Source organism: Rhodococcus sp. F64268 (assembly GCF_023015605.1).
Lineage (GTDB): Bacteria > Actinomycetota > Actinomycetes > Mycobacteriales > Mycobacteriaceae > Rhodococcus.
The window spans coordinates 213,945-238,452 of sequence record NZ_JALKAI010000008.1 but is presented as its reverse complement, the minus strand read 5'-3'; the positions used below and the strand labels follow the sequence as shown (position 1 = coordinate 238,452).

Below are 24,508 nucleotides of genomic sequence, written 5' to 3'. Positions count from 1 at the left end.
GGGTGCGGCCTATGGTGGCGAACACCGCAAATAACGAATTGCGATGCGCTACCCGTGGGTAGACACGAAGCTATACGGTTCCGTAACCTGATCGAGATCTTTGCGAAAGGAAGACAAGCGTCGTGTTCTCCGTTCCCGTCAGACGGTCCGTTCGCACTGCTCTCACCGCATGGGTACTTCTCCTCCTTGCTCTGACCTCCGCGCCGGCCGTGGCCGACCCCATCGGCGACAGTCCCACCGCCAAACTCGAGCATCTCGCCGACCTGTCACGTCGGTCCGAGCAGGCCACCGAAGCGCTGCACCACGCAGGGGTCGAACTGGAAGCCCGGCTCGCGGAGCAGCGCGACCTCGATGCTCGTGCCGCCGCCGATCGCGACGCGCTCGCCGTAGCTCAGGCCGAAGTGGCCCGCTTCAAACCCACTGTCGACAAGCTCGCCCAGGCCAACTACCGAGGTTCGCGCACCAATCGTCTCTTCGCCGTGATGGTCAGCGACTCGCCCCAGCAGTTGCTCGACCAGATGGTGATGCTCGACGTCCTCGGCGCGCAGACCGATCGTGAGATCGAAGGGTTCCGCCGGGCGACCGACGCAGCAGTGGCCGCCGCGTCGGCATCTCAGGACTCGGCCGAAGCCGCGCGCGTTGCAGCCGAACAGGCGCAGACGCTGCGCGACGACCTCCAGCGTCAGGAAACCGAACTCGAAGTACAGATCGCCGCTGTTCTCGAGGCCTTCGACAACCTGAGCGACGAGGAGAAGTCGATCCTCGCAGGGACCCCGTTCCCACCCGGTCTCGACGCCGACCGCATCATGCAGCACCTCATCCCCGGCAACGGCGCGGGAGCCCTTCGAGCCGCACTCACCCGGATCGGCGACCCCTATGTGTGGGGAGCCACCGGACCCGACCAGTTCGACTGCTCCGGACTCGTGGTCTGGGCGTACCAGCAGGTCGGAAAGACCGTGCCGCGATCAAGTCAAGCGCAAGCTCAGGGCGGAACGCCGGTCTCGCGCGAGAACCTCCAGCCCGGCGACGTCATCATCTTCTACAACGACGCCTCCCACGTAGGCATCTATGCGGGGGATGGAAACATCGTGCATGCCTCCACGTTCGGTGTCCCCGTCAAGGTGCAGTCGATGGACAGCTTCCCGTTCCACAGTGCGCGGCGCTACTGACCGTCTCCGGAGACCTACCGACACGACAGTCGGCACAGAGCATGGCGGGAGACGCCGCATACACTTGCCGCCGTGCCCGCGCCGGAGACCCTGCCCCGAATCCGTCGTCGACTGCCGTGGGAATGGATCGGGCTCGCCGCCCTCGTGGTTGCGGCGACGACAGTCGGAGTGCTGTTCGTCGACCTCGACGCAGATGAGCAATCCGAATCCGCCGTCCGTGTGGAGTTGCAAGCGCTTCTCGATTCCTGGGCGGAAGCCGTACGTACCGACGACCGTGCAGCATTCGCCGGGATTGTCGACACCGGTACCGGTACCGGTCCCGAGTTGCTCGAGGCGGAGGTCGACCGTGCCCGGGCGCTTCGCAGCGTGCCGTTGGCCGATTTCGGATACGAACTCGGCGCCGAACCGACAGTCGGTGTTCCCGGTGAGGTGAGCGACCGGTTCGGAGGCGACCCCGTACGGTCGCTCACGGCGCTGCTGCGGTACGAGATCGCCGGCGTCGACGAGGCGCCGACGCGTAAGCCCGTCACACTGCTGGTGGTTTCTCGCGACGACGGATGGAAGATCGCGTCCGACCGACCCCTTCCCGATTCGGTGTCCACGACGTGGAGAGGCCCGTGGGATCACGGACCGCTCGACGTGACGACGACCGCGACGGCGGGTGGCACGTCGATGATCCTCGCTCACCCCGACACGGCCGACCTTGCCGCTGACATCGCGGACGAACTGCCCTCCGCTGTCGACGCGGTCTCGAAAGTATGGGGGGCCGACTGGCCGAAACGATCGCTCATCTGGGTTACCTCGAGTCGCGACGAGTTCACCGACCTGGTGGGCACTGCCCACAACGGTGACGAGATCGCAGCGGTCGCGATCTCCGATGCGGTCGACCCCGAGCGCGACAGAGCAACCGGCCAACGCATCGTCTTCAGCCCGGCGGCCGGCAGTCGACTTTCGCGACAGGGTCTGCGCGCGGTGCTCCGGCACGAGTTGACGCACATCGCGGCGCGGCCGCGAACTGTGGATGGATCACCGCTGTGGATCCTCGAGGGATACGCGGACTACATCGGCTACCGGTCCGACGACGGGGTGCCCGTGACCGGCGCAGATCTCCGCCGCATCGCCCCGAACCTCGCCGAGGATGTCGTTCTCCGTGGCGCACCGTCGCAGATCCCCACGGACGACGACTTCGCTGACCCGGACCGATCCCGCACCGCCTACGAGACCGCGTGGAGTCTCGCGGCATTCCTTGCCGAAGAGCACGGCCGAGATCAGCTGACCGCCCTGTACCGTGCACTCGCCGACGGCCCCGCAGGCGACGACCTGAGCCATGACTTCGCCGCTACTGTGGGAGCGAGTGTGGATGAGGTCGTCGACCGGTGGGGCGAGTGGCTCTCGAACCGACTCTGACACGCTCTCCCGTCGACGGGGCCCCGTACAGCGGGCCCGAACTCCACGCCCTACGGTAGAGCCATGTCGCGAACGCTGCTGGTGACCAACGACTTTCCGCCCCGGCCTGGAGGCATCCAGTCGTATCTGCGGTTGTTCGCGGCGCAACTGCCCGCCGACGAGATCGTCGTGTATGCACCGCGTTGGCGCGGAGACAGTCACCTCCGCTACGACGCGGACCAGCCGTTCGAGGTTGTGCGGCATCCGACCACCCTGATGCTGCCGACTCCCGCGGTCGCGCGTCGCGCGTCTCGTCTGCTCGCCGACACCGGGTGTGACACGGTGTGGTTCGGTGCCGCCGCGCCGCTGGCATTGCTGGCTCCCGTACTGCGGCGCTCCGGCGCCGAACGGATCGTGGCGAGCACACACGGTCACGAAGTGGGTTGGTCGATGGTGCCCGGCGGCCGACAGGCGCTGCGTCGGATCGGCAACGAGACCGACACCGTTACTTTCGTCAGCCGGTACACCCGAGGCCGGTTTGCGGCGGCGTTCGGTCCCGAGGCCGGTCTCGAACATCTGCCGTCGGGCGTCGACACCGAGGTGTTCCGGCCCGACCCCGCAGCGCGTGCCGAACTCCGCGCACGGTACGGACTCGGTGACAGACCGACGGTGCTGTGCCTGTCGAGGCTGGTGCCCCGGAAAGGTCAGGACGTGCTGATTCGGGCACTGCCCGAAATCCGACGTCGCATCGACGGAGCCGTGCTCGTGATCGTCGGCGGAGGCCCGTATGAGAACGCGCTGCGTGAGCTGGCGCGTAAGAACGGCGTCGAGGATCACGTCGTCATCACAGGCGGTGTGCCCGCCGCAGAGCTTGCAGCACATCACACGATCGCGGACGTGTTCGCGATGCCGTGTCGCACGCGCGGTGCCGGACTCGATGTGGAAGGTCTCGGGATCGTCTACCTCGAGGCTTCCGCCACAGGTGTCCCGGTGGTCGCGGGGAGGTCCGGCGGTGCCCCCGAGACGGTCCGGGACGGGGAGACCGGATTCGTCGTCGACGGCACCTCGGTCTCCGCTGTCGCGACCGCGATAACCGGTGTCCTCGCCGACCCCGACCGGGCAGCGGCGATGGGAGCTGCGGGTCGGCGGTGGGTGTCGACCCAGTGGCGCTGGGATGTTCTCGGCGCCAAGCTGCGGGAGCTGCTGAGCGGAACGCCGCAACGGCCGGGAATCACGCACCGAACCGCGGGGTGACGAACGGGCGGGGTGCCGAATATGTGAAGCTGTCCGCGTGAGCAGCATTCAGGTGTCGGATCAGAGCTTCATTGCGGCGGACCCCGTCCACATCGCTGCGGAGATCGCAGCTCCGGACCGCTGGCGGGTGTGGTGGCCGGACCTCGCGTTGACCGTCCGCGAGGACCGCGCGGAGCAGGGAATCAGGTGGGCCGTGTCCGGTTCGCTGACCGGGACGATGGAAGTATGGCTCGAGCCCTCACTCGACGGTGCGATCATCCACTACTTCCTGCACTGCGAACCGACCGGCATCGCCCCCGAACGAGTGGCCGAACTCGACCTGCCGGCCATGAACCGGGAACGCAGGGTCGCGGGGAAGAAGATGACCTTCGAGGTCAAGGCTCGGCTCGAAGCGGGACGCCCCGCCGGGGAGGCTCCCAGCGACCGGTCCTGAGCGGACCGATACCGTGTCGATACGGTGTGTGGTAGACAACGGCGTCGGTATCGGCTCCTCCGAACATGGAGGCGGCCGCGCACCTTCAGTACACGGGACGGACTGAAAAGGAGTCTTCGTCGAATGGCCGAGAAGACCAAGAGGTCGATCACCATCGATGCACCGGCAGATCAGGTGATGGCTGTGATCGCGGACTTCGACGCCTATCCCACCTGGGTGGAGGCGGCCAAGACGGTCGAGGTCCTCGAGCGGAGGCCCGACGGTCGCGCGGAAACCGTCCGTTTCGTCCTCGACGCGGGGATCGTCAAGGACACCTACGTCCTTCGATACCGCTGGGCGCAGGACGGGCGCGCAGTCAGCTGGAAGCTCGAGAGCGGCGAGATCCAGAAGGCGCAATCGGGGAGCTACGTCCTCGGAGACGCCCCGGGCGGGGGCACAGTGGTCGACTACGAACTCACCGTCGACCTGACCATCCCGATGATCGGCCTGTTCAAGAGAAAGGCCGAGAAGGTGATCACGGATACCGCACTGAAAGAACTGAAGAAGCAGGTGGAAGGCTGAGCGCCGAGAGCGGGACGGCACCCGCCCGCGTAAGGCTGTTCCTCGGTAAGGGAGGAGCGGGTAAGACCACTCTCGCAGCAGCAACGGCTCTGACCGATGCGCGCGCCGACGGCTCCGTGCTCCTCGTCTCCATAGATCAGGCGCACTCGCTGGCCGATGTTCTCGCGGTCGATGCGGGGTCCGGTCTCACGTCCGTGTGCGACGGTCTCGACATCCTCGAAGTCGATTCACTCGGGTTGCTGGAGCAGCACTATGCGAGCCTGCATCGACTCGCAACCTTCGCGGGGGGACACGAACACGCCGGCCAGTTCGATCTACCGGCCCCCGAGGAACTCATCGGATTGCCTGCAGTGCAAGAGCTTCTCGCGCTCACCGAAGTGGCCCGCCTCGCCGCTGACGGACGATGGCGCACCGTGATCGTCGACGCACCCGCATCTGCCGACGCATTCCGCTCGATCGCATCGCCCCGCACGTTCGCCGACTACATGGATCGAATCTGGCCGCAACACAGTCGGATTGCCGCCGCGACCGGATCCGACCCCCGATTGATGATGGTCGTGGCCCTCTACGACAGGATTCTGGGAGGACTCGGCGCGCTACGCGACCTGCTCGACGATCGCACCCGTACAGGCGCGACACTTGTGACGACTCCGGACCGCGCAGGGTTCGCCGAATTGCGTCGGCTTCGTTCCTGGACCGCGATGGCCACCTTGCGGCTCGACGCCGTGATCGTCAACGGGCTCCTGCCCGACCTCGGCGACGACGGGTCCGCCGCCGAGTGGGTCGCAGCTGTGCGGGCGGCGCAGTCCGCCGTCGTGGACGAGATCCGTGTGCTGGTCACCGAGGCTCCGGTAGTCGTATACGAGCGGCGGAACAACGAACCGATAGGCTTACGGGCGCTCGGCGAGATGGCGCAGGACCACCGAGACGACCGGGATCCGCCGCGGCCGGGGAGAGACGTCGAACCGGTCCGGATCGGTCACGACACTGGAACAGGGGTGGACGCGGTGTACACGATGCGAATGCACCTCCCGGTCGCCGACCCTTCGTCACTCACCCTGGGCAGGGTGGCCGACGACCTCGTCGTGGGCGCCGACGGAATTCGTCGCCGGCTGCGTCTGGCATCCGGCCTGCGTCGGTGCACGGTCTCCGAGGCAGAATTCGACGGAACCGACCTGCTGCTGCGATTCGTCCCTGATCCGGCGGTGTGGCCGAAGTGAGTTCGGATCACGACGACCTCCTGAACGACCTGAGGATCCTCGCCGATACCGTCCTCGACCGTGTCGAGGCCCTGGTCGATCAGGTGACGGCGCACGACGGTGCGGCGCAGACGGACGCGGCGACGAACAACGATGCGGCCGAGTCGAGTGCACCTGCACCTTCTGCAGGAGGTTGTACCTGGTGCCCGCTTTGCGCGGTCGCAGCTCTCGTCCGGGGTGAGAACCACGAGTTGATCGCCAAGCTGGCATCGCAACTCGCTGCGCTGATCGCGATCGTCCGCGAGCTGCTAGCGCGTTTCCTGCCCCCTCCGCCGACCGAGCCCGGCAGCAGTCCGGACGGTACACCGCCTCCGGAGCCACCCGATCGAGGTGGTTTCGTACCCATCTCCGTCACTATCCGTCCCTGACAGCGGACACTGGCGATATGGCGCAACCCGAACGGCACACCATCGGTATCGACGTGGGCGGCACAAGCATCCGTGCCGCCGTGGTCGATGCGTCCGGTGCGGTGATCGACTCTGCTCGAGCACCGACACCGGGTTCGGTGCCGGTGCTCGAGGACGCGCTGCACAGGGTCGTGCGGCTACTCGGCGACCGCAACGACGTCTCGGCAGTAGGGCTGGCAGTCGCCGGATTCCTCAGCGCGGACTGCCGCACCGTCCGTTTCGCCCCACACCTGCCGTGGGTCGATGCCCCGATCGCAGAACGGCTCACCGCCCGGTTCGGACTTCCGGTGATCCTCGAACACGACGGGAATGCGGCGGGCTGGGCCGAGTACAGGTTCGGTGCTGCCGCGGGCAGTCGCATCGCGGTGCTGGTAGCGCTGGGCACCGGCATCGGCGCCGCGTTGATGCTGGACGGCCGAATCTTCCGAGGCGCGCACGGAGTGGCTCCCGAACTCGGCCACCTGCAGGTGGTGCCGGGTGGCAGGCCCTGTCCCTGCGGTAAACGAGGGTGTTGGGAGCGATACTGCAGCGGCACCGCGCTGGTCGACATCGCAGTCGAGATGCTCGCCGCAGATCCGGGGCGTTCGCAATTGGTTGCCGGAACGACTGCGGATCCGGGATCGCTGACCGGTCGCCGGATCGCCGGTGCTGCGCAGGACGGAGATCCTCTCGCGCTGGCAGCCATGGCCGAGTTCGCACGCTGGCTGGGGGTGGGGTTGTCGATCGTCGCCGATGTGTACGACCCGGAACTCATCGTTGTCGGCGGGGGAGTGTCGGGGTCGGCGTCGCTGTTCCTCGACGACGCGCGAGAGCACTACGCGGCGGCGTCGACCGGGGCCGGACACCGACCTCTTGCCAGGGTTCGCGCCGCACAACTCGGGGACGCCGCAGGACTGATCGGTGCTGCTGACCTCGCACGCCGGGCCATGGCGGACGGTCACGAACCCTCGGTGTTCTGAGATTCTCGTCACTTACTGCTCGTTCGCGTGGAGCCGGGCACGTCGGCGGTGTGCGTGTGACCCTCGAATCGACGTAGAGTCGACCGGCGGGCTTGGTGAGCCCGCGTCGACGATCCCGGGAAGGTTTGCCATGTGGTACTGGCTGTTCAAGTACGTCCTGCTGGGCCCACTGCTTTGGCTTATGGGCAGGCCCAAGTTCGAAGGCGGCGAGAACATCCCGACGGGTGGACCCGCCATTCTCGCCAGCAACCATCGCGCCGTGCTCGACTCGTTCTATCTGCCGTTACTGGCGAAACGACGTATCACCTTCCTTGCCAAGAGCGAGTACTTCACCGGCACCGGGCTCAAGGGGCGATTCCAGCGCTGGTTCTTCTCCTCCGTCGGCCAGGTTCCGATCGACAGGACGGGTGCGGATGCCGCGCAGGACGCACTGAACGCCGGCGCGCGGGTTCTCGCGCAAGGCAAGCTACTCGGTATCTACCCGGAAGGCACTCGTTCGCCCGACGGACGTCTGTACAAGGGCAAGACCGGACTGGCGCGTCTCGCACTCGAGACAGGAGTACCCGTCATTCCCGTCGCGATGATCGGTACCGACAAGATGAACCCGATCGGCTCCAAGATGTGGAAGCCGGCCAAGATCACTGTTCGGGTCGGTGAGCCGATCGACTTCTCCCGGTTCGAGGGAATGGGAGGAAACCGCTTCGTCGAGCGCACTGTCACCGACGAAGTGATGTACTCCCTCATGCGGCTGTCCGGTCAGGAGTACGTCGACGTCTATGCCGCCTCGTTGAAGGACGTGTCTCCGAAGGCTACGGCGACACCGACCGACCCTGCCGTCACACCCGAGGCCGACCGCATGCCCGACACCCAGGCGGGGTGACGCACGGCGTCGCGGGCATAATGTGACGACGTGCGCTACTTCTACGACTGCGAGTTCATCGAGGATGGACGCACCATCGAACTCGTATCGATAGGTGTGGTCTGCGAGGACGGGCGCGAGTTCTACGCGGTGTCCACCGAGTTCGACCCGGAGCGTGCAGGCCCGTGGGTTCGTCGCAATGTTCTACCCAAGTTGCCGCCCCAGAACCACCCTGCCTGGAAGTCGCGGAGCCGCATCCGAGACGACCTCCTGAAATTCCTCGTGCCCCGTGTGGGTATTCGGCCCGAGTTGTGGGCGTGGATCGGTGCATACGACCATGTGGCGCTGGTCCAGCTGTGGGGGTCGATGCCGGAGCTTCCCGATGTACTGCCCCGTTTCACACGTGAGCTGCGGCAGCATTGGGAACAACACGGGTCCCCGGTGCTCCCGCCGGTGCCCGACGACAACCACGATGCGCTGACGGATGCGCGTCACAATCTCGCGAAGTTCGACGCAATCGAGGTGGCCCGCCGGACGCGATGAGCCGGGTCTGTGTGACCGGCTGCGGTCGGGGCCATATCCTGGTGGAGTGAACTGGACCGTCGACGTACCGATCGACCGCTTGCCCGAACTTCCGCCGCTGCCCTCGGAACTGCGCGAAAAGCTCGACATCGCGTTGTCCAAGCCTGCGCTGCAGCAGCCGACATGGCCTGAAGACCAGGCCGCGGCAATGCGGACCGTCCTCGAGAGCGTCCCGCCGATCACCGTGCCCCGCGAGGTAGAGGAACTGCAGAATCAACTCGCGGCCGTCGCGAGGGGTGAGGCCTTCCTGCTGCAGGGCGGTGACTGCGCCGAGACGTTCATGGACAACACCGAACCGCACATCAAGGGCAACATCCGCACACTGCTGCAGATGGCTGTCGTCCTGACCTACGGTGCGTCGACCCCGGTCGTCAAGGTCGCGCGTATTGCCGGGCAGTACGCCAAGCCGCGCTCGTCCGACACCGACGCCCTCGGGTTGCCGTCGTACCGCGGCGACATGGTGAACTCCATCGTCGCCGACGCGGCTGTCCGCGGGCACGACCCATCCCGTTTGGTCCGGGCGTACGCCAACGCAAGCGCCGCGATGAACCTGGTGCGTGCAGTCACCTCCGGTGGCGAAGCAGACCTGCATCGCGTCCACGACTGGAATCGCGAATTCGTCGCGTCGTCGCCGGCCGGAGCCCGCTATGAGGCACTGGCCTCGGAGATCGATCGTGGCCTGCGATTCATGGACGCCTGCGGGGTCATCGACCCGAACCTGCGCGCCGCGACCATCTACGCGAGTCATGAAGCGCTCGTGCTCGACTACGAGCGCGCGATGCTGCGCCTCGACACCACCGGAGACGAGCCCCGCCTGTACGACCTGTCGGCCCACTTCCTGTGGATCGGCGACCGGACCAGGCAGCTCGACGGTGCCCACATCGCTTTTGCGGAGCTGCTTTCCAACCCGATCGGTCTGAAGGTCGGTCCCAGCACCACGCCCGAGATGGCCGTGGAGTACGTCGAACGCCTCGACCCCCACAACAAGCCCGGTCGGCTCACCCTGATCTCGCGGATGGGGCACTCGAAGGTCCGCGACCTGCTGCCCGGCATCATCGAGGCCGTCGAGGCCACCGGTCACAAGGTCATCTGGCAGTGCGACCCGATGCACGGCAACACCCACGAGTCGTCGACCGGGTACAAGACCCGCCATTTCGACCGGATCGTCGACGAGGTCCAAGGTTTCTTCGAAGTGCACCGTGCCCTCGGCAGTCACCCGGGCGGGATCCACATCGAGCTGACCGGCGAAGACGTCACCGAATGCCTGGGCGGAGCACAGGACATCTCCGACGTCGACCTGCACGGGCGGTACGAGACCGCGTGTGATCCGCGACTGAACACACAGCAGTCCATCGAGTTGGCGTTCCTCGTCGCCGAGATGCTGCGCGGTTGAGCCGACGGGCGAGCCCGGCCGGTCCATCCGGCCGGCCAACCGAGGACCGTGGAGCAGAACGGATCAGGGCACGGCGGTCAGCACGACCGTAGTGCCCGGTTCGGTTCTGCTCCCGGCAGCGGGACTCTGCCCGATCACCACGGATCGGTCCGAGTCGGCGAGCTGTCGCACTTCCACATCCAGTCCCAACCGCTCCAGTTCTTCTCGTGAAGACCCGACCGAACGCCCCATCATGGACGGCACCTTCACCGCGTTCGACACGAGCAGTGTCACTGTGCCGCCCGCTCCGACCCGGTCACCCTCGGATGGATCGGTTCCGGAGACCCGGCCCGCGTCGACATCGGGATCGAACACCTCTCGTTCGTCCTGGACTGTCAGGCCGGCCTTCTCGAGTGCCGCGCGCGCGGCGTCGACCGTTCGGCCCTCCAGATCGGGAAGTTCCACTGGTGCAGCACCCTTGCTGATGATCACCTCGACCTTCGCGCCGACCGGGAGCACGGTGCCCGGGGCGGGATCGAGCGCCGCCACCGACCCCTCCGGGACCGATGTGCTGAACGCCGTCCCGCCGTCGACCGGTTCGAACGTGCGCCGCCGCAGTTCGTCCTCGACCGTGTTCCGGTCGCCCCCGCCAGGGACCCCCGGCACCGTCGGTCGCCCCAACGATACGAGCAGCGCGACGGTGTCGCCGCGCGGAACCTGCGAGCCCGCCGCCGGATCGGTACCGAGCACCGTGTCGATCGGAACCGCGTCCGAATACTCACCGCGGGTCTCCACCACCGCACCGGCCGTCTCGACGGCTGCGGCAGCCGCGGCAGCATCCATGCCCTGTACCGCAGGAATGTCGATCATCCGCCCCGACCCGAGCCACCATCCGGCCAGGCCCATGAACAGTGCGAGTACGACGATCCCGACGATCCAGCCGGTGGTGGTGCGTCGGGAGGCACGTCGGTTCGCGCGGTAATCGACCTGCGTGCTGTCGCCGGCTCCGGGACCATCGTTGTGACGTCCCTGGATTTCGTCTCGGGCGTGCTCTCGCGTGACGACCTTGGTGTGCTGCGGTTGGGCGTGGCCCTGCGGGGTCGGCGAAGCCGCCGCCCGATGGACCACGGTCGGGGCCGCATCCGCGGTAGCCGCAGCCTGCGGCCTGATCGCGGTGGTCTCGGGAACTGCGCTCCCCGTGAGCGACGGCGGTGTGGGGGCCGAGGCAGTCTTCGCCGTGATCGCGGATTTCCGGGGCGCCGGGACCCGGTAGCGAGGAAGATCGAGTGCGTCGCTGAGGTCGGTGAGGGCATCGGCCATCGCACCCGCATCGGCGTATCGTTCGGCCGGCTCACGTTCTGTCGCACGACGTACCAGTGTGTCGAACTCTTCCGGAACACCGTCTATCCAGGTTCCGGGATCGGGTACGTCATTCTCGACGCGCTGATACGCAACCGACAGCGACGTATCGCCAGTGAAAGGGGTGCGTCCGGTCAGCATCTCGAAGATCAGTACGCCGGTCGAGTACACGTCGCTGCGCGCGTCGGCATTACCGGTTGTGACCTGCTCCGGCGAGAGGTAGGCGGCCGTACCCAAGATCACACTGCGCGAGGTCGTATTCGCGGCCGCCACTGCGCGGACAAGCCCGAAATCGGCGATCTTCACCTCGCCGTTCCGAGAGATGAGGATGTTCTCGGGTTTGACGTCGCGGTGCACGAGGCCGGCCCGATGGGCTACCGCGAGCGCACCGAGCACGGGCGCTGCCACAGCAGCGGCGGCGTGCGGAGGCATGGGTCCGCGCTCGCGAAGTAGCTCGCGAAGTGTGCCTCCTTCGACGAGTTCCATGACGAGGAATACGTCGTCACCATCTTGTCCTTGGTCGTATACCGCGACGAGACCCGGATGGTTGAGTCGCGCCACCGACCGGGCCTCGAACTCGAACCGCGCGAGGAACTGGGGGTCGGCAGCGAACTGGTGGTCCATGACCTTCACCGCGACCGGGCGATCGAGACGTTGGTCGGTAGCGCGGTACACGGTCGACATGCCACCGCGGGCAATCCGTGCTTCGATCAGATAGCGCCGGTCGAGGAGCTTGCCGACCACGTGGTCGCCTCCAGCGGTCACCCGGTGTACCCCCGTTGTCTCTGTGTCCCGATTTCGTCCCTGTCGATCGTAGTCATGGCGCCGACAGGTGGTCGCGTACGTGCCCTCCATTCATCGGCGATACGGTGGAACTGTGAGCACTATTCCGTACTGCGACGATGTCCTCGACCGGACCGTTCCCGTTTTGCAGCTCGTCGACGTGGCCAAGCAACTCGATCTCGCCATCACTCGCGTTCATCAGTTGTTGCGCGACCGCCAGCTGATCGCGTTCAAACGAGACCGCGTTCCCGTCGTTCCCGAGGTGTTCTTCGATGACACCGGAGCTATCGCCAAGGGCCTTCCGGGACTCATCGCGGTGCTCCACGACGGTGGATTCGCCGACACCGAGATTCTGGAATGGATGTTCCGGGAGGACGACAGTCTCCCCGGCGGAAATGCCATCAACGCGTTGCACACCGATTCGATGCGGGAAGTGGTCAGGCGGGCGCAGTCGTCGGCATTCTAGGACGCTCGGCCATCGCCGGGTGAGGTCTTGCGGGGTCGTCCCGCTATCGCGCCCGAGGCTGCCTGCATCGCCGCGACGGACATCCGTGTGCGGCGCGGGACCACCACACGTCGATCCAGGACCCGGTAACCGCTGTGCTCGACCTCGTCGAGGATTCGGCTGTACAGCACGAACGCGGTGCGGATTCCCGGCCGGACGCGGCCGGGAAGCAGGTCCAGTCCGGGTTCGGCTTCGCGGTAGCGGTTCCTGGTCAACGCAACGGCGTGTGCGAGGGCGCGTCGTACCCGAGGATCGGGGCGACGGTGGCTCCTGCTCGCGCGGAGCAGGTCGTCGTCGACACCGAATGCCGTCCACAGATCGTTCGGCAGGTACACGCGGTCACGTTCGAGGTCCTCACCGACATCACGTATGAAATTGGTGAGCTGGAACGCTTCGCCGAGGGCACTCGCATACGGCCCTGCCCTGTCGATGTCATCGACGCCGAACACCGTGAGCAGCTGCAGGCCGATCACAGCGGCCGATCCGTACATGTACTCGCGCAGCTCTGCCATGTCGCGATATCGGACACGGTGTTCGGTGGTGCCGGGGATGTCCATGCGCATCGACCGGAGGAAGGCCTCGAAATACTCCACAGGGATGTCGTAGCGAGCGATGGTCGCGGCGAGCGCCCGGACCACCAGGCCGGTCGGATCAGGTATCCCAGGATTGCCCTTCAGGGCTTGATGTAGACGTGCGTCCGCGTCATCGACCCCGCGCGCAGCCGCAGCCGGATCATCGACAGCGGTGACGTCGACTATGTCGTCGACGATGCGCGCGAAGCCGTAGAGGGCGTGCACCGCTCGCCGCCGCTCTTTCGGCAGCAACCGAGCGGCGAGATCGTAGGTGCGACCGTGTGTGGCGGTCAGCGACGCACAGTACGCGAACGCGTCGTCGAGGTGGCCGGGTGCCACCGGACCACGAGCGTTCTGCACGCGTGGTGCAGGCACAGTCGTGCTCACCGTGTGGTTGTGCGCAGGTGCAGTGGGTCGGGACTGCGCAACGACAGCGCGGCGACGACTGCAGCGAACACAGCGAGTGCAACATGTGCGATGTTGTACATCCCGATCGAGCCGTCCGGATTGAAGATCAGCATCAACCACGTCGACAACGCAACGAGGATCATCAGGGTGCGTGTCGACATCATGAACGCCGCCGCAACGACTAGCGGCCACGAGTAGTACCAGGGCAACGCAGCCGGCGACAGAAGCGTCACGGCCGTGAGTGCGATGACGATGCCGAGGACGGCGTCGCGTTCGGTGCGGCGGAAACGCCACCATGCGTAGACCAGGATGATGGCGAGAGCGATCATGCAGAGCATCCGGGTCACGTCGAGTACGGAACCCAGACGCCACGGTGTGAACCAGGTGATCGCATGGCCCATCATCGTCGGAAGCGAAAGCCAGTTGATGATCTTCGACGATCCGGACAGTGCTGTCAGCCACCCGATGCCGACTCCGGCGATCAACGAGGTACCACCGAACACGAAGACGAACACCGCGACCCCGATGCCGGCTGTCTTGACGAACGATTTGATGGGGGACAGGGGTTCGCGACCTTCGGCGAGTGCGCGGTCGCGTTCATGGATCATCCACACCCACACCAGGAAGGGCAGCGCGAGTCCGGCAGTGGCCTTGATCGCGGCACCCAGCGATACCAGCGCGAAGCCACTGAGATGGCGTCCTTCGAGCACGAGCACGATCCCGGCGAGCATCAGCCCGACCATCAGCAACTCGTTGTGCACACCCCCGACGAGGTGTACGAGGACGAGGGGGTTGAGGACCGCCAGCCACAACGCCACCGTGGGATTGCCGCCCATCCGGCGTGCGAGCCGGGGCACGCCCCAGGCCATGAGTACCAGACCGGGCAGCATGAGTAGACGCCACAGCCACGTGCCCGTCACGACGTTGTCGCCGGTGACCGATGTGATGCCGGCTCCGAGCAGTAGATGGACCGGACCGTAGGGGGTGGTCGTCGTTGTCCAGACGTTACTCACGTTGTCGAGCAACAGGCCCGGGTTGACGACGGGGCCTTCCGAGTACGGATCGAAACCCTCGCGCAACATGGCGCCCTGAGCAAGATACGAGTAGGCGTCCCGGCTGAACATCGGGGTGGCGACCAGCAGTGGAACGGTCCATGTGGGCAGGACCTTCCAGAGGTCGCGGACCGATGCTCGGTCGGCGAGCACCGCACGCCCCAGCCGGACCCATGCACCGATCATCAGCAGGACACCGATCCAGATGATGATCGTGGAGATCAGATGACCGTGTCCGAATCGCAGCCACGAGAGGTACATGTCTTCGAGCAGCGGGTCGACTCGGCGCACACTGCCTGCGCCGAAGCTGCCGAAGGTTACGAAGGCTGCTCCGCAGGCTCCGAGAATCGCCGCATTGCCGGCAGGGCCACGAAGGAAATCGGCCGCACTACGGCGACGTCCGGGCGGTTCCGGGGACGGAATTTCCGTTGCCGGTTCGATGGCCGACCGATCACCGGGATCGGCTTCGGAAGCGGCAGGGGACGACATGGGTACGATTCCTCCCCCGGAAGTCGCGTTGGTGCTGGGCGCAGCTGACAAGAACGATGACACAGTTTAGTGGAGCCGGAAAAGGCGGCGCGTCCGCCTCGGCGACGGCGTGGCGCGGACCTCAGTGCTACTGCCGGCCGACACCGAGGCGCTCGGCAGCGAGCCGACCCGACAACAGCACCGTAGGGACCCCCACACCCGGCACGGTTCCGGACCCCGCGAGAACGACATTGGGATGCCGCGGGTCCAAATTGCGACGACGGAACGGGCCGGTCTGCCGGAACACGTGGGCACTTCCGAAGGGACTCCCCGCCGACATACCCTGGGCTGCCCACGTCGCGGGTGTGTCGATGTGATCGACGTCGAATCCCGAGGTGATTCCCGCGTATCCGCGGGCGTCCAGAGTGGCGAGCAGTTCCTTGGAGTAAGGACCTGCGAGCGCATCCCACGCCAACGGCGCGCTGTCGAGGTTGGGGCAGGGCGCGAGTACGGACAGTGGTTCGTGCTCGGCCCCGTTGCGGCGGAGCAACAAGTCCGGATCCGATAGTGCAGGCCGCGTGACGAGCAGCGATGGATCGGTCATCAGCCGTCCCCGCCCACGGGGGGCGGTGATCTCGCGGAAGGTGCCGTCCCACCGCGCACCGAACTCGATGACGTGATGGTGCTTTGCCTGCCACGCACTGCTGACTGCGGTAGGTACGGTGCCGTGCAGGACGACCGCCGACGGGGACGCGAGTGTCCTCCGGAACCGTGGGGAAGGCATGAGCGCATCGACTACGGGCAGGTCGGGAGTCAGGACCGTGGCGTCACACGGGTAACAGGTTCCGTCCGCGGTATGAACGCTGCAGACGCGATCACCTGCGAACCGCAGTTCGGTGACCTCGGCTCCGAGCTGCAATCTGCCCCCCGCACGAACGAAGGCATCGGCCATCGCGCGGGCAACGGTGCGCATCCCCCCGTCCACGGCGTAGACACCGAGTGAGGTGTCCATGTGCGGGATCGCGCCGTACACCGCGAGGGCGCGTGCAGGGGTCACTCCCGCATACAGTGCCTGGAAGGTGAACACCTTCCGCAACCGAGGATCGTGTATCCGGCGGTTCACCTGTTTACCGAGCCTGCCGAACCCGCCGAGCCGGACGAGTTTCACCAGGTCGTGCAGGGCCGCCGGTGAGGAAACCAGGTCGAGCGGCGAATCGAAGTTCGCGTTCATGAACCGGTCGAACTCGGTGTCGAAGATGTCCGCGAGCCATCGCCGCAATGTCAGGTATCGGCGCGCCTCCTCAGCGCCGCACACCCGGGTGATCTCGGCGACCATCGAGTCCGGGTCCGAGTGCACGTCGAGCGTGCTGCCATCGGCGAACCGGGCGTGATAGGCGGGGGAGAGCCGAGTGGTGTGCAGCGGCGGGTGCAGGGTGCTGGCGTCGGCGCCGACGGCGGCGAGCGCGTCGTCGATCAGTTCGGGCATCGTCAGGACGGTCGCCCCGTTATCGATCTCGTAGCCGGGACCGGTGTGGACACCGACGCGGCCGCCCACCGCATCGCCACGTTCGAGCACGGTCACATCTCGTCCGGCGCCACGCAGGTGCAGGGCAGCGGACAGCCCCGCCAGGCCAGCGCCCACCACAACCACTCGCTGTGCGTCGGGAACGGTACGGACGGCCATCACGCCGCGCGCCGCGTCGCGGCCAAAGCCGCCTCACGCAGGAGTGCCGCGCCCTCCTCGGTTGCCCCCGAGGACCCAAGGGTGGCGAACGCCCGCTCGGTGAGCCCGGTGATCTGCTGCTCTACCTTGTCGACAGCGCCGACCTCGACGAGCACGTTGCGTATGTGCTCGACCTGCTCATCGCTCAGATCGGTGCCGATCGACTCCCTCAGGGTCGCTGCGGCAACCGGATCGTCGGCATCTGCTGCTTCCAGCGCCAGCGCGTACAGCACCGTCCGTTTGCCCGAGCGCAGATCGTCGCCGGACGGTTTACCGGTGACCGCCGGATCGCCGAAAACGCCGAGAAGGTCGTCGCGCAGTTGGAACGCAAGGCCGATATCGGTGCCGAAACGGCGGTACGCGTCGATCAACGACTCGTCGGCACCAGCCAGAACTGCGCCGAGATGCAGAGGGCGTTCGATCGTGTACGCGGCGGTCTTGAATCGGTTGACGCGGGCTGCGGCCTCGACCGACTCGTCTGCTGTGGCCTCTCCCGCGATATCGAGATACTGGCCGCCGAGGACCTCGGTGCGCATGGCCGACCAGACCGGGCCGAGCCGCGCTGCAGCCCCGCTGGGGAGTCCGGCCTCGCGGACCATGTCGTCCGCCCACACCAACGCGAGATCGCCGAGCAGGATCGCGACGGCCTGACCGAACTCTGCCGGCGCCCCGCGCCACCCGTTGTTGCGGTGCAGCCCGGCGAAGTCGACGTGCACGGTGGGAAAGCCGCGACGCGTGGTGGACGCATCGATGATGTCGTCGTGGACCAGCGCACCCGCCTGCACCAGCTCGAGTGCCGAGCACGCCCGTAGCACCGCGCCGGCGTGCGGCCCGGCCGGGTCTCCGCCGGCACCGAGCCAGCCGGACCACGCGAACGACGGACGGATCCGCTTACCCCCGCGGAGAACGAACGACTCCAGCGCGGCGACCGCCTCTGGGTAACCTCCACCGACGGTCTCCACGATGGGGGCCTTGGAAGCGAAGAACTCCCGCAGCGCGCCATCGACGAGTTCGGGGAGCGGGACGGGGGGCACGGGTGCGGGTCCGGTGGACAGGGGATTCCTCCTGGTCGAATGCGGCGAGCGTCGCGCGACGGGTCGCGCGGCACCTGCACCGAGCCTATCCGGCGCCTCTCGCCGTCGCCGGTGACCGGTGGCCGGTCGGCGCACCCTATGCTGGACGCGTGGTAGTCGATTTCAGGGGGACCAGTGGGGGCGCGGTGACCGGCGGCGCCGAGCGCGTCGAGCAAGACGGTGACTCGCGCACGCCATCGATCGTGCATCGCCTCGGTGATTCGCGTGGCGGGCGGATCCCGTTCTCTGTCGAATTCTCTCCGCCGCGCGACGCGGACGCCGAGGCACGCCTGTGGCGCGCCGTCCGGGTATTCGAGCGTCTCGGTCCCGCGTTCGTCTCGATGACGTACGGCGCGGGGGGGTCTACGCGCGACCGAACGGTCCGCGTGACCGGCGAACTCGCGGAAGCGACGACGCTGCTGCCGGTGGCGCACCTGACCGCTGTCGGACACAGTGTCGACGAACTTCGGGCGATGGTCGGTGCGTACGCGGATCGAGGTATCACGAATATTCTGGCGTTGCGCGGCGACCCGCCCGGCAACCCGCTCGGCGAGTGGGAGCAGCATCCCGAGGGGCTCGCACACGCCGACGAACTGGTGCGACTCGTACGAGACCTCGGTGACTTCCATGTCGGGGTGGCCTCGTTCCCCGAGGGGCATCATCGTTCACCCGACCTCGATCACGACACCCGGTTTCTGGTGCACAAGCTCCGCGCGGGTGCCGAATACTCCATTACCCAGATGTTCTTCGACGTGGAGCACTACCTGAGGTTGCGCGACCGCGTCGCTGCGTGCGACGCAGAGCAGGCCGCCAAGCCGATCATCCCCGAGATCATGCCGATCACGTCGCTGCGATCGGCGCGCCGCAGCTTGGAGTTGTCCGGATCGAAGCTCCCCGCGGCGCTGGAAGAACGTCTCGTGCGGGCAGCTGGTGACGGGCCGGACGAGAACCGGGCAGCTGTGCGCGAGGTCGGCATCGATGTGGCCACCGAGATGTGCGAACGCCTCATCTCCGAGGGCGCTCCCTGTCTGCACTTCATCACGCTGAACTTCGCGCGGGCCACCAGTGAGGTGCTCACGCGCCTCGGCATCGAAATGCCGGCAACTGCGGCGCAACCGGCCTGACCGCCGTATCGCCTGGCGGTTGCGCTGGTCAGGACCGGCTCCGACCGTTCGATGACGGTCGTGCGGCAGAGGGATTGCGAGTGAACCAGGCCAATGCGCCGATCAGGAGCGTGACGGCCGTGGCGCCGCCCGCCACGATCCCGGCCCATCCCGCAAATCCGCGGGTGTTGGGGTCGGAGTAACGCACTTCTGCGCGCAGCGTGCTCACTTCACCTGCGGGGAGTTTCCACGAGACGATCGAATCGGACTCGCGGTCGCCGTTGGTGGTGGCCACGCGCGCGGGGAAGGCGATGGTGAACTGGACGTCGGTGCCGCGTTCAGGAGCCGCTTCGAGATCGACGCGCCCGGTGAGCGACACGAGGTCGCCTGCACGCTGCAGGGAGAGCTGGAAGGATCCGGCGCTCTGATCGGACATGGTCGCGAGTTGCTGCACCTCGCCGAAGGTCAGGTCGCTGAAGAAGACCTGGCTGCCGACGTATCCGTCCTGTGCGTACTCCTGAATGCGTACTTTTCCGGCCAGGGCCGAGGGAACGGTGAGTTCGGGGCCCTTGTCGTTCTCGTCGATCGGGATCGTCGCCGCGACGACCTGGCCGGAGACCCGATCATCGGATGAGATCCCCATCGACGTCTGGACACGAAGACAACCGGTGAGAGCAGGAACCATCAGGATCAGAAGTCCGAGGGCGGCGATGACCCGGCGGGCGGCGGTCTGGCGAGGGGCGGCCTGGCGGGGGGTGGCTGCGGGGCGAACGGATGTGGAGGACGGCGGCACAGGGATATGGTGCCAGGCCGACGTCGTGCGGTCTGACCATCGGGTCGGATCCGGCGCGTCGTCGGGCTCTCGCGTGAACCTCCGGATCACCGTGAGAGCCGGCCGAGTGTTCTGCGCAGCAGGCCGCCACCACTGTCGGCGAGTGCGACGCGTGCGGCGCTGCGGCCGCTCGATCCCGACACGCCGCCTCCGGGATGCATCGATGCACCTGTGAGATACAACCCGGACGCACCCGGCACGCGGTAGCCCGACAGTTCGGGGACAGGACGCCAGAAGAACATCTGATCGAGTGTCATCTCCACGTGCATGACATTGCCGCCGATCAGTCCCATTTCACGTTCGATGTCTTCGGGCGTTTGCGTGTGTACGTGGCGGATACCCGCGGTGAAGCCGGGGGCCCGGTTCTCCATTTCGGCAATGATCCGGTCGGTCTCGGCGGCGGCTTCCGACTGCCAGCTACGTCCATTGCCGAGCCGGTAGGCGTACCACTGGGACCACAGAGTGATCTGGTGTTCTCCAGGCGGTGCGATCGACGGGTCGAGCGCGGAGAAGCTCATCGCCAGGACAGCGGGCGTCGGCGGCAACTCTCCCGCAAGCGCCGCGCCGTGCGCGAGACGAAGCTGAGCGCGGTCGTCGACGAGCAGTTGCAGACCGGTGGTGTCACCACCGTCGTCGGGTGCGCCGCGATAACGGGGAAGCGAATCGGTTCCGAGTCGGAGCACCATGCCTATGCCAGGACCGACGCGAATCCGTCGTCTCCACGCGCCGATTCGCGAGGCGTCGAATCCGCCCTGTTCGAGCATGTCGAGTGTGGTGAGAATGTGGCATCCGGCGATGACGGTTCGGGCCTCGATGATTCGCCCGGACTCTGTGCGGACCGTCCAGAGATCGCCGGACCGACGGATCTCTACTGCGGCGTCGCCGCACGTCACGGTGCCTCCGTCGGAGGCGAGCCTGGACGTCAGGGCGCGTGTGAGGGCACCACTGCCACCAACGGCTCGTCCGGGCGGCAATGTGTGCATCAGTGCGGCGAATCCGACCATCGGTGCGGTGCCCGGCTCGGACATCGGTGGCCCGGACTGTGCTCCGAACCAGGCAAGTGCGGCCTTGAGGGGTTCGTCGTCGAAATACTCGTCGAGGAGGGAATCACCGGAGGTGAGGAATCGCCGTGACAGGTCGAGCGCGCCCCCGCCGAGGTCGAGCCCACGGAACGACGGGACGAGATGACGGGCGGTTGGTGGCGCTGCGAACGATCGCATCACCGCAGCTGTGCGCGGACCCCACTCGCGCACGAAGCGGAGATATGCCTCGGCGTCGCGTCCTCCGCAGGCCGCCTCGATCGACGCGCAGGTGTGATCGAGGTCGCGGCGGAAGACGATGCCGGGTCGGCCGCTCCCTGTCGGAGGCGGGGCGAATGCCCACGGATCGCAATCGATGTAGCGCAGACCGTGCGAAGCAAGATCGAGTTCCTCGAGAATGCCGGAGTGCCGGATCATGATGTGAGCCGACGACCCGCGGTCGACGGCGTATCCGGGGAATCGTTCCACGGTCGAGACTGCGCCGCCGATCACGGTGTCGCGCTCGACGACCTCGATCGACCAGCCTTCGCGTGCCAGGTAGCAGGCCGAGACGAGTGCATTGTGCCCGGAACCGATGACGACGGCGTCGAGCACCGAACTACCTGCGGGGGTCATCCCGGTGCCTCCGAGGGGTCTGCCTCCATCGGGAGCGCGCGACCGAGAACAGCGAAGGGGCGGGCGTCCCCGGTGAATACGAATCGTCGGACCACATCGCGGAAGCCGAAACGCCGGTAGAGACGCCACGCGCGGTTGTCTTCTTCTGCGATCTCGGGTGTCGACAGCATGACGGCCTCCTCTGGGCGATCCCGGAGCAGTCGTCGCAGGAGTGCCTCGCCGATGCGATGGCCCTGAGCGTCGGGCCGAACGTGCAGTTCGGTCAGTTCGAAGTAATCGCGGAGCAGTGCGTCGATCGAGCCCGGGGACATTCCCGAGTGCCGCATTCCTGCGCGTACCTGCTGGTGCCACCACTGATGGGGGTGCCCGTGGTAGCCGTAGGCGATCCCGACGAAAGTGCTGGGGTTGCCCGGCATCATTGCGGCGACGGCGCGCCATCCGTCGCGATCGGCGTGCTCCGACCACATCGGCGCGCGGTGGTGCTCGGTGCCTCGGGGGTATCGCATGGCGGTGACGTAGACGGACAGGAGATCGGGCAGGTGGGTCCGGAACTCCGCGGGGGTGAGGTCGACGAGTACCGGCTTCGGGTCGTGCCGATTCGGGTCAGTGCTCATATGGGGACGGAGACCGCCTTCCCTTGACGACGTGTCGGTGGGTCCAGCTATATTGAATACGTCGAACCTATGTTCGATGCCGGTGATCCGGGGATGTTCGAGGGAAGCGAACATCCCCGGATCGTCCGGGCCGGAGCCGCACTGCGGCAGGGCAGGAAGGTGCACGAGCCATGGCAGCCCCGCACACCTCGAGATCAAGATCACATAGGTTCGCCGGGGAGGCTGTGCACGCGGGTTGTGTGGGGCCGTCCAAGTCGGCCCGTGCTGCGTCGCAGTTGCGCAAGGCAGACGAACTCCTGTCCGGGGCTGCAGGTGCAGACGCGCCCGGCGAACGGTTCCGCTTGTCCTATCTCGCCGCATTGCGCGGCGCAGGCGCGGTGATTGCAGCCGCCGAACTGAGGGCGCCGCAACGACCCAAACGGAGGCCTGCGACCCGAAATGCCTGGGTGATGATGATGCGCGCCGATGAATCGTTCGCCGGCTGGGCAGATTTCTTCGCTGACCGATCGGCTGCACGCGCCGCGGTCGAGGCCGGGGTGCAGCGGGTTGTCGATGCCGAAGACGCATCGGCCTTCTTCGACGAGGTCGGACGTTTCCTGCACGACGTCGAGAGCTACTTGTCCGCTGAGAGCGGAACTGCGTCTCGCATGTGACCTCGGCCCCTGGCCGAACAGTGCTTTTCGACCCGGGAGAGCGAACCAACTTTCGTAGTTGGTGGTCCCGGAGGAAATGTGCTCGTATCATTGACTCAGGCGGCCGTGATGTCGGCGCCCCGCCGGATTCGTCCCACCGGGTCCGGCGGCCACCGTTTAGTGCCGGGGGAGGTACCGTGCCACTCTCCGAGCACGAGCAGCGCATGCTCGATCAGATCGAGAGCGCGCTCTATGCTGAGGATCCCAAGTTCGCCTCGACCGTTCGCGGAAAGCGACTGGGTATGGCGTCCAACAGGCGACGGCTGCAGGCCGGCGCGCTGTTCGTTTTGGGTTTGACGTTGCTTATTGCGGGAGTTGCCCTACCGGTCAAACCGGGTGGGTTCCCGATCATCAGCCTGCTCGGATTTCTCGTGATGTTCGCTGCGGGAGTTCTCGTGCTGGTCGACGGACGGCATCGGTCCGCATCGGGTGCAGCATCCGGCGGAGCGGATTCCGGAAAGCGCGGTAAGACTTCTTCCACTCGTGGTCGGAAGAAGTCTTCGGAGGGCTTCACCCACCGGATGGAGGAGCGGTTCCGGCGTCGCTTCGAACAAGAGTGATCTGACGCGCACAACGCCGCACCTACAGCAAGGGCGCGACCCCCATGGGGGTCGCGCCCTTGCTGTAGGTGGGGGTGTTGCCGCACCGGTGGGCATACGGCCCGACCTGCCTCATCGCCCCACTGCGCCCCACAGCAACTCGTCCTGTGTGTTTCGATGCCGCCCTCCACCATGCGGACCTGCGATTTCCTGCGATTCGCTGTCCTCGGGTGCGCATCACAGGCGGGTGCGAGCGCGGTAACCGTCACAGGCGCGCACGGTGCCCCACCGCCACCACGTCCGCTGACCAGGAATTTCAAGAACAACACGCCCATCGGACGCCGGTTAATCGGATATTCGTGGGGTGAAGTGGGGTACTGTGGGGCGCGGCGGGGAGCGAGAGTGTCTCCGTCGCACGACGCAGAGTCCGTCCGGCAAGGCGGGAGGTACCGGGTGTTTCTCGGCACCTACACGCCGAAGTTGGATGACAAGGGCAGGCTCACCCTGCCTGCGAAGTATCGAGACGAACTGGCGGGAGGGTTGATGATCACCAAAGGGCAGGATCACAGCCTGACCGTGTATCCACGCGATGAGTTCACCTCGCTCGCGGAACGGGCGGCGGCGGCGTCTCGCAGCAACCCCAACATGCGTGCCTATCTGCGAAACCTCGCGGCAAGCACGGATGAACAGCGTCCCGATTCGCAAGGCCGCATCACTTTGTCCATGTCGCATCGGACATACGCGGGGCTCACCAAGGACTGCGTTGTGATCGGTTCTGTCAACTATCTCGAGATCTGGAACGCCGAGTCGTGGGAGGCATACCTGGCCGAGCACGAGGAGGGTTTCTCCGAAGCAAGGGACGAGGTACTTCGCGACATATTGTGACGGA

General features: G+C 66.5%; 24 protein-coding genes. 16 read left to right on the top strand and 8 right to left on the bottom strand.

From position 1 onward, the window contains the following. The first annotated feature begins 122 nt into the window (after window positions 1–122). From MWU77_RS19320 to MWU77_RS19270, 11 genes are all read left to right on the top strand, one after another. On the top strand, window positions 123–1,169 hold the full coding sequence (locus MWU77_RS19320; protein WP_169686374.1) for a C40 family peptidase: 1,047 nt from the start codon (window positions 123–125) through the stop codon (window positions 1,167–1,169). Between the two features lie 72 nt (window positions 1,170–1,241). Continuing rightward, window positions 1,242–2,576: a hypothetical protein gene (locus MWU77_RS19315; protein WP_169686376.1), complete on the top strand. Its 1,335-nt coding sequence runs from the start codon at window positions 1,242–1,244 to the stop codon at window positions 2,574–2,576. A gap of 63 nt (window positions 2,577–2,639) precedes the next feature. Continuing rightward, on the top strand, window positions 2,640–3,809 hold the full coding sequence (locus tag MWU77_RS19310) for a glycosyltransferase family 4 protein (protein WP_247274512.1): 1,170 nt from the start codon (window positions 2,640–2,642) through the stop codon (window positions 3,807–3,809). A gap of 37 nt (window positions 3,810–3,846) precedes the next feature. Beyond that, window positions 3,847–4,242, top strand: coding sequence for a polyketide cyclase / dehydrase and lipid transport (locus MWU77_RS19305; protein ID WP_247274511.1), 396 nt, complete (start codon window positions 3,847–3,849; stop codon window positions 4,240–4,242). Between the two features lie 123 nt (window positions 4,243–4,365). Next, on the top strand, window positions 4,366–4,803 hold the full coding sequence (locus MWU77_RS19300) for an SRPBCC family protein (RefSeq protein ID WP_247274538.1): 438 nt from the start codon (window positions 4,366–4,368) through the stop codon (window positions 4,801–4,803). Next, a complete protein-coding gene (locus tag MWU77_RS19295) occupies window positions 4,800–6,023 on the top strand; it encodes an ArsA-related P-loop ATPase (RefSeq protein ID WP_169686852.1) in 1,224 nt (407 codons plus the stop codon). The genes MWU77_RS19300 and MWU77_RS19295 overlap by 4 nt, the downstream gene beginning before the upstream one ends. Beyond that, entirely contained in the window at window positions 6,020–6,430 is a 411-nt protein-coding gene (locus MWU77_RS19290) for a hypothetical protein (protein WP_308198826.1), read from the top strand. Before MWU77_RS19295 ends, MWU77_RS19290 begins: the two co-directional genes overlap by 4 nt. A 17-nt stretch (window positions 6,431–6,447) precedes the next feature. Further along, window positions 6,448–7,428: an ROK family protein gene (locus MWU77_RS19285; protein WP_169686386.1), complete on the top strand. Its 981-nt coding sequence runs from the start codon at window positions 6,448–6,450 to the stop codon at window positions 7,426–7,428. A 130-nt stretch (window positions 7,429–7,558) separates the two neighbouring features. After that, a complete protein-coding gene (locus tag MWU77_RS19280) occupies window positions 7,559–8,308 on the top strand; it encodes a 1-acyl-sn-glycerol-3-phosphate acyltransferase (protein WP_169686388.1) in 750 nt (249 codons plus the stop codon). Window positions 8,309–8,338: 30 nt separating this feature from the next. Further along, a complete protein-coding gene (locus MWU77_RS19275) occupies window positions 8,339–8,830 on the top strand; it encodes a polyadenylate-specific 3'-exoribonuclease AS (protein ID WP_169686390.1) in 492 nt (163 codons plus the stop codon). A gap of 46 nt (window positions 8,831–8,876) precedes the next feature. Continuing rightward, a complete protein-coding gene (locus MWU77_RS19270) occupies window positions 8,877–10,262 on the top strand; it encodes a class II 3-deoxy-7-phosphoheptulonate synthase (protein WP_169686393.1) in 1,386 nt (461 codons plus the stop codon). 63 nt (window positions 10,263–10,325) lie between these two features. Here MWU77_RS19270 and pknB read toward each other — a convergent pair whose 3' ends face one another. After that, window positions 10,326–12,365: a Stk1 family PASTA domain-containing Ser/Thr kinase gene (pknB, locus tag MWU77_RS19265; RefSeq protein WP_247274509.1), complete on the bottom strand. Its 2,040-nt coding sequence runs from the start codon at window positions 12,363–12,365 to the stop codon at window positions 10,326–10,328. Between the two features lie 112 nt (window positions 12,366–12,477). On the opposite strand from pknB, the gene MWU77_RS19260 reads away from it, so the two are divergent. Then, a complete protein-coding gene (locus MWU77_RS19260; protein ID WP_247274508.1) occupies window positions 12,478–12,849 on the top strand; it encodes an Rv2175c family DNA-binding protein in 372 nt (123 codons plus the stop codon). Here MWU77_RS19260 and MWU77_RS19255 read toward each other — a convergent pair. From MWU77_RS19255 to MWU77_RS19240, 4 genes are all read right to left on the bottom strand, one after another. Continuing rightward, window positions 12,846–13,799 (bottom strand): phytoene/squalene synthase family protein, encoded by a 954-nt coding sequence (locus MWU77_RS19255; RefSeq protein ID WP_247274537.1) that lies wholly within the window; start codon window positions 13,797–13,799, stop codon window positions 12,846–12,848. The two genes, MWU77_RS19260 and MWU77_RS19255, sit on opposite strands and share 4 nt — an antisense overlap. Window positions 13,800–13,843: 44 nt before the next feature. Continuing rightward, window positions 13,844–15,409: an alpha-(1->6)-mannopyranosyltransferase A gene (locus MWU77_RS19250; protein ID WP_247274507.1), complete on the bottom strand. Its 1,566-nt coding sequence runs from the start codon at window positions 15,407–15,409 to the stop codon at window positions 13,844–13,846. A 127-nt stretch (window positions 15,410–15,536) separates the two neighbouring features. After that, window positions 15,537–17,072 carry a phytoene desaturase family protein gene (crtI, locus tag MWU77_RS19245; protein WP_247274506.1) on the bottom strand — a complete coding sequence of 512 codons (1,536 nt, stop codon included), beginning with the start codon at window positions 17,070–17,072 and terminating at the stop codon, window positions 15,537–15,539. Further along, window positions 17,072–18,145: a polyprenyl synthetase family protein gene (locus MWU77_RS19240; protein ID WP_308198825.1), complete on the bottom strand. Its 1,074-nt coding sequence runs from the start codon at window positions 18,143–18,145 to the stop codon at window positions 17,072–17,074. Before MWU77_RS19240 ends, crtI begins: the two co-directional genes overlap by 1 nt. Before the next feature lie 242 nt (window positions 18,146–18,387). Here MWU77_RS19240 and metF point away from each other — a divergent pair, with 242 nt between their 5' ends. Further along, complete coding sequence (gene metF, locus MWU77_RS19235) at window positions 18,388–19,308, top strand: methylenetetrahydrofolate reductase [NAD(P)H] (RefSeq protein WP_247274535.1); 921 nt, start codon at window positions 18,388–18,390, stop codon at window positions 19,306–19,308. Between the two features lie 28 nt (window positions 19,309–19,336). Here metF and MWU77_RS19230 read toward each other — a convergent pair whose 3' ends face one another. From MWU77_RS19230 to MWU77_RS19220, 3 genes are all read right to left on the bottom strand, one after another. Then, entirely contained in the window at window positions 19,337–19,972 is a 636-nt protein-coding gene (locus MWU77_RS19230; protein WP_206039607.1) for a DUF3153 domain-containing protein, read from the bottom strand. Between the two features lie 194 nt (window positions 19,973–20,166). Continuing rightward, window positions 20,167–21,774 carry an NAD(P)/FAD-dependent oxidoreductase gene (locus MWU77_RS19225; RefSeq protein ID WP_169686406.1) on the bottom strand — a complete coding sequence of 536 codons (1,608 nt, stop codon included), beginning with the start codon at window positions 21,772–21,774 and terminating at the stop codon, window positions 20,167–20,169. Continuing rightward, a complete protein-coding gene (locus MWU77_RS19220; RefSeq protein ID WP_169686408.1) occupies window positions 21,771–22,388 on the bottom strand; it encodes a GNAT family N-acetyltransferase in 618 nt (205 codons plus the stop codon). Before MWU77_RS19220 ends, MWU77_RS19225 begins: the two co-directional genes overlap by 4 nt. A gap of 239 nt (window positions 22,389–22,627) precedes the next feature. Here MWU77_RS19220 and MWU77_RS19215 point away from each other — a divergent pair, with 239 nt between their 5' ends. The 3 genes from MWU77_RS19215 (at window position 22,628) to mraZ (ending at window position 24,504) form a co-directional block, all read left to right on the top strand. Continuing rightward, complete coding sequence (locus MWU77_RS19215; protein WP_247274505.1) at window positions 22,628–23,041, top strand: SAV_6107 family HEPN domain-containing protein; 414 nt, start codon at window positions 22,628–22,630, stop codon at window positions 23,039–23,041. 176 nt (window positions 23,042–23,217) lie between these two features. Beyond that, window positions 23,218–23,640: a DUF3040 domain-containing protein gene (locus MWU77_RS19210; protein WP_169686410.1), complete on the top strand. Its 423-nt coding sequence runs from the start codon at window positions 23,218–23,220 to the stop codon at window positions 23,638–23,640. 432 nt (window positions 23,641–24,072) lie between these two features. Further along, entirely contained in the window at window positions 24,073–24,504 is a 432-nt protein-coding gene (gene mraZ, locus MWU77_RS19205; RefSeq protein WP_169686855.1) for a division/cell wall cluster transcriptional repressor MraZ, read from the top strand. Window positions 24,505–24,508 lie beyond the last annotated feature (4 nt).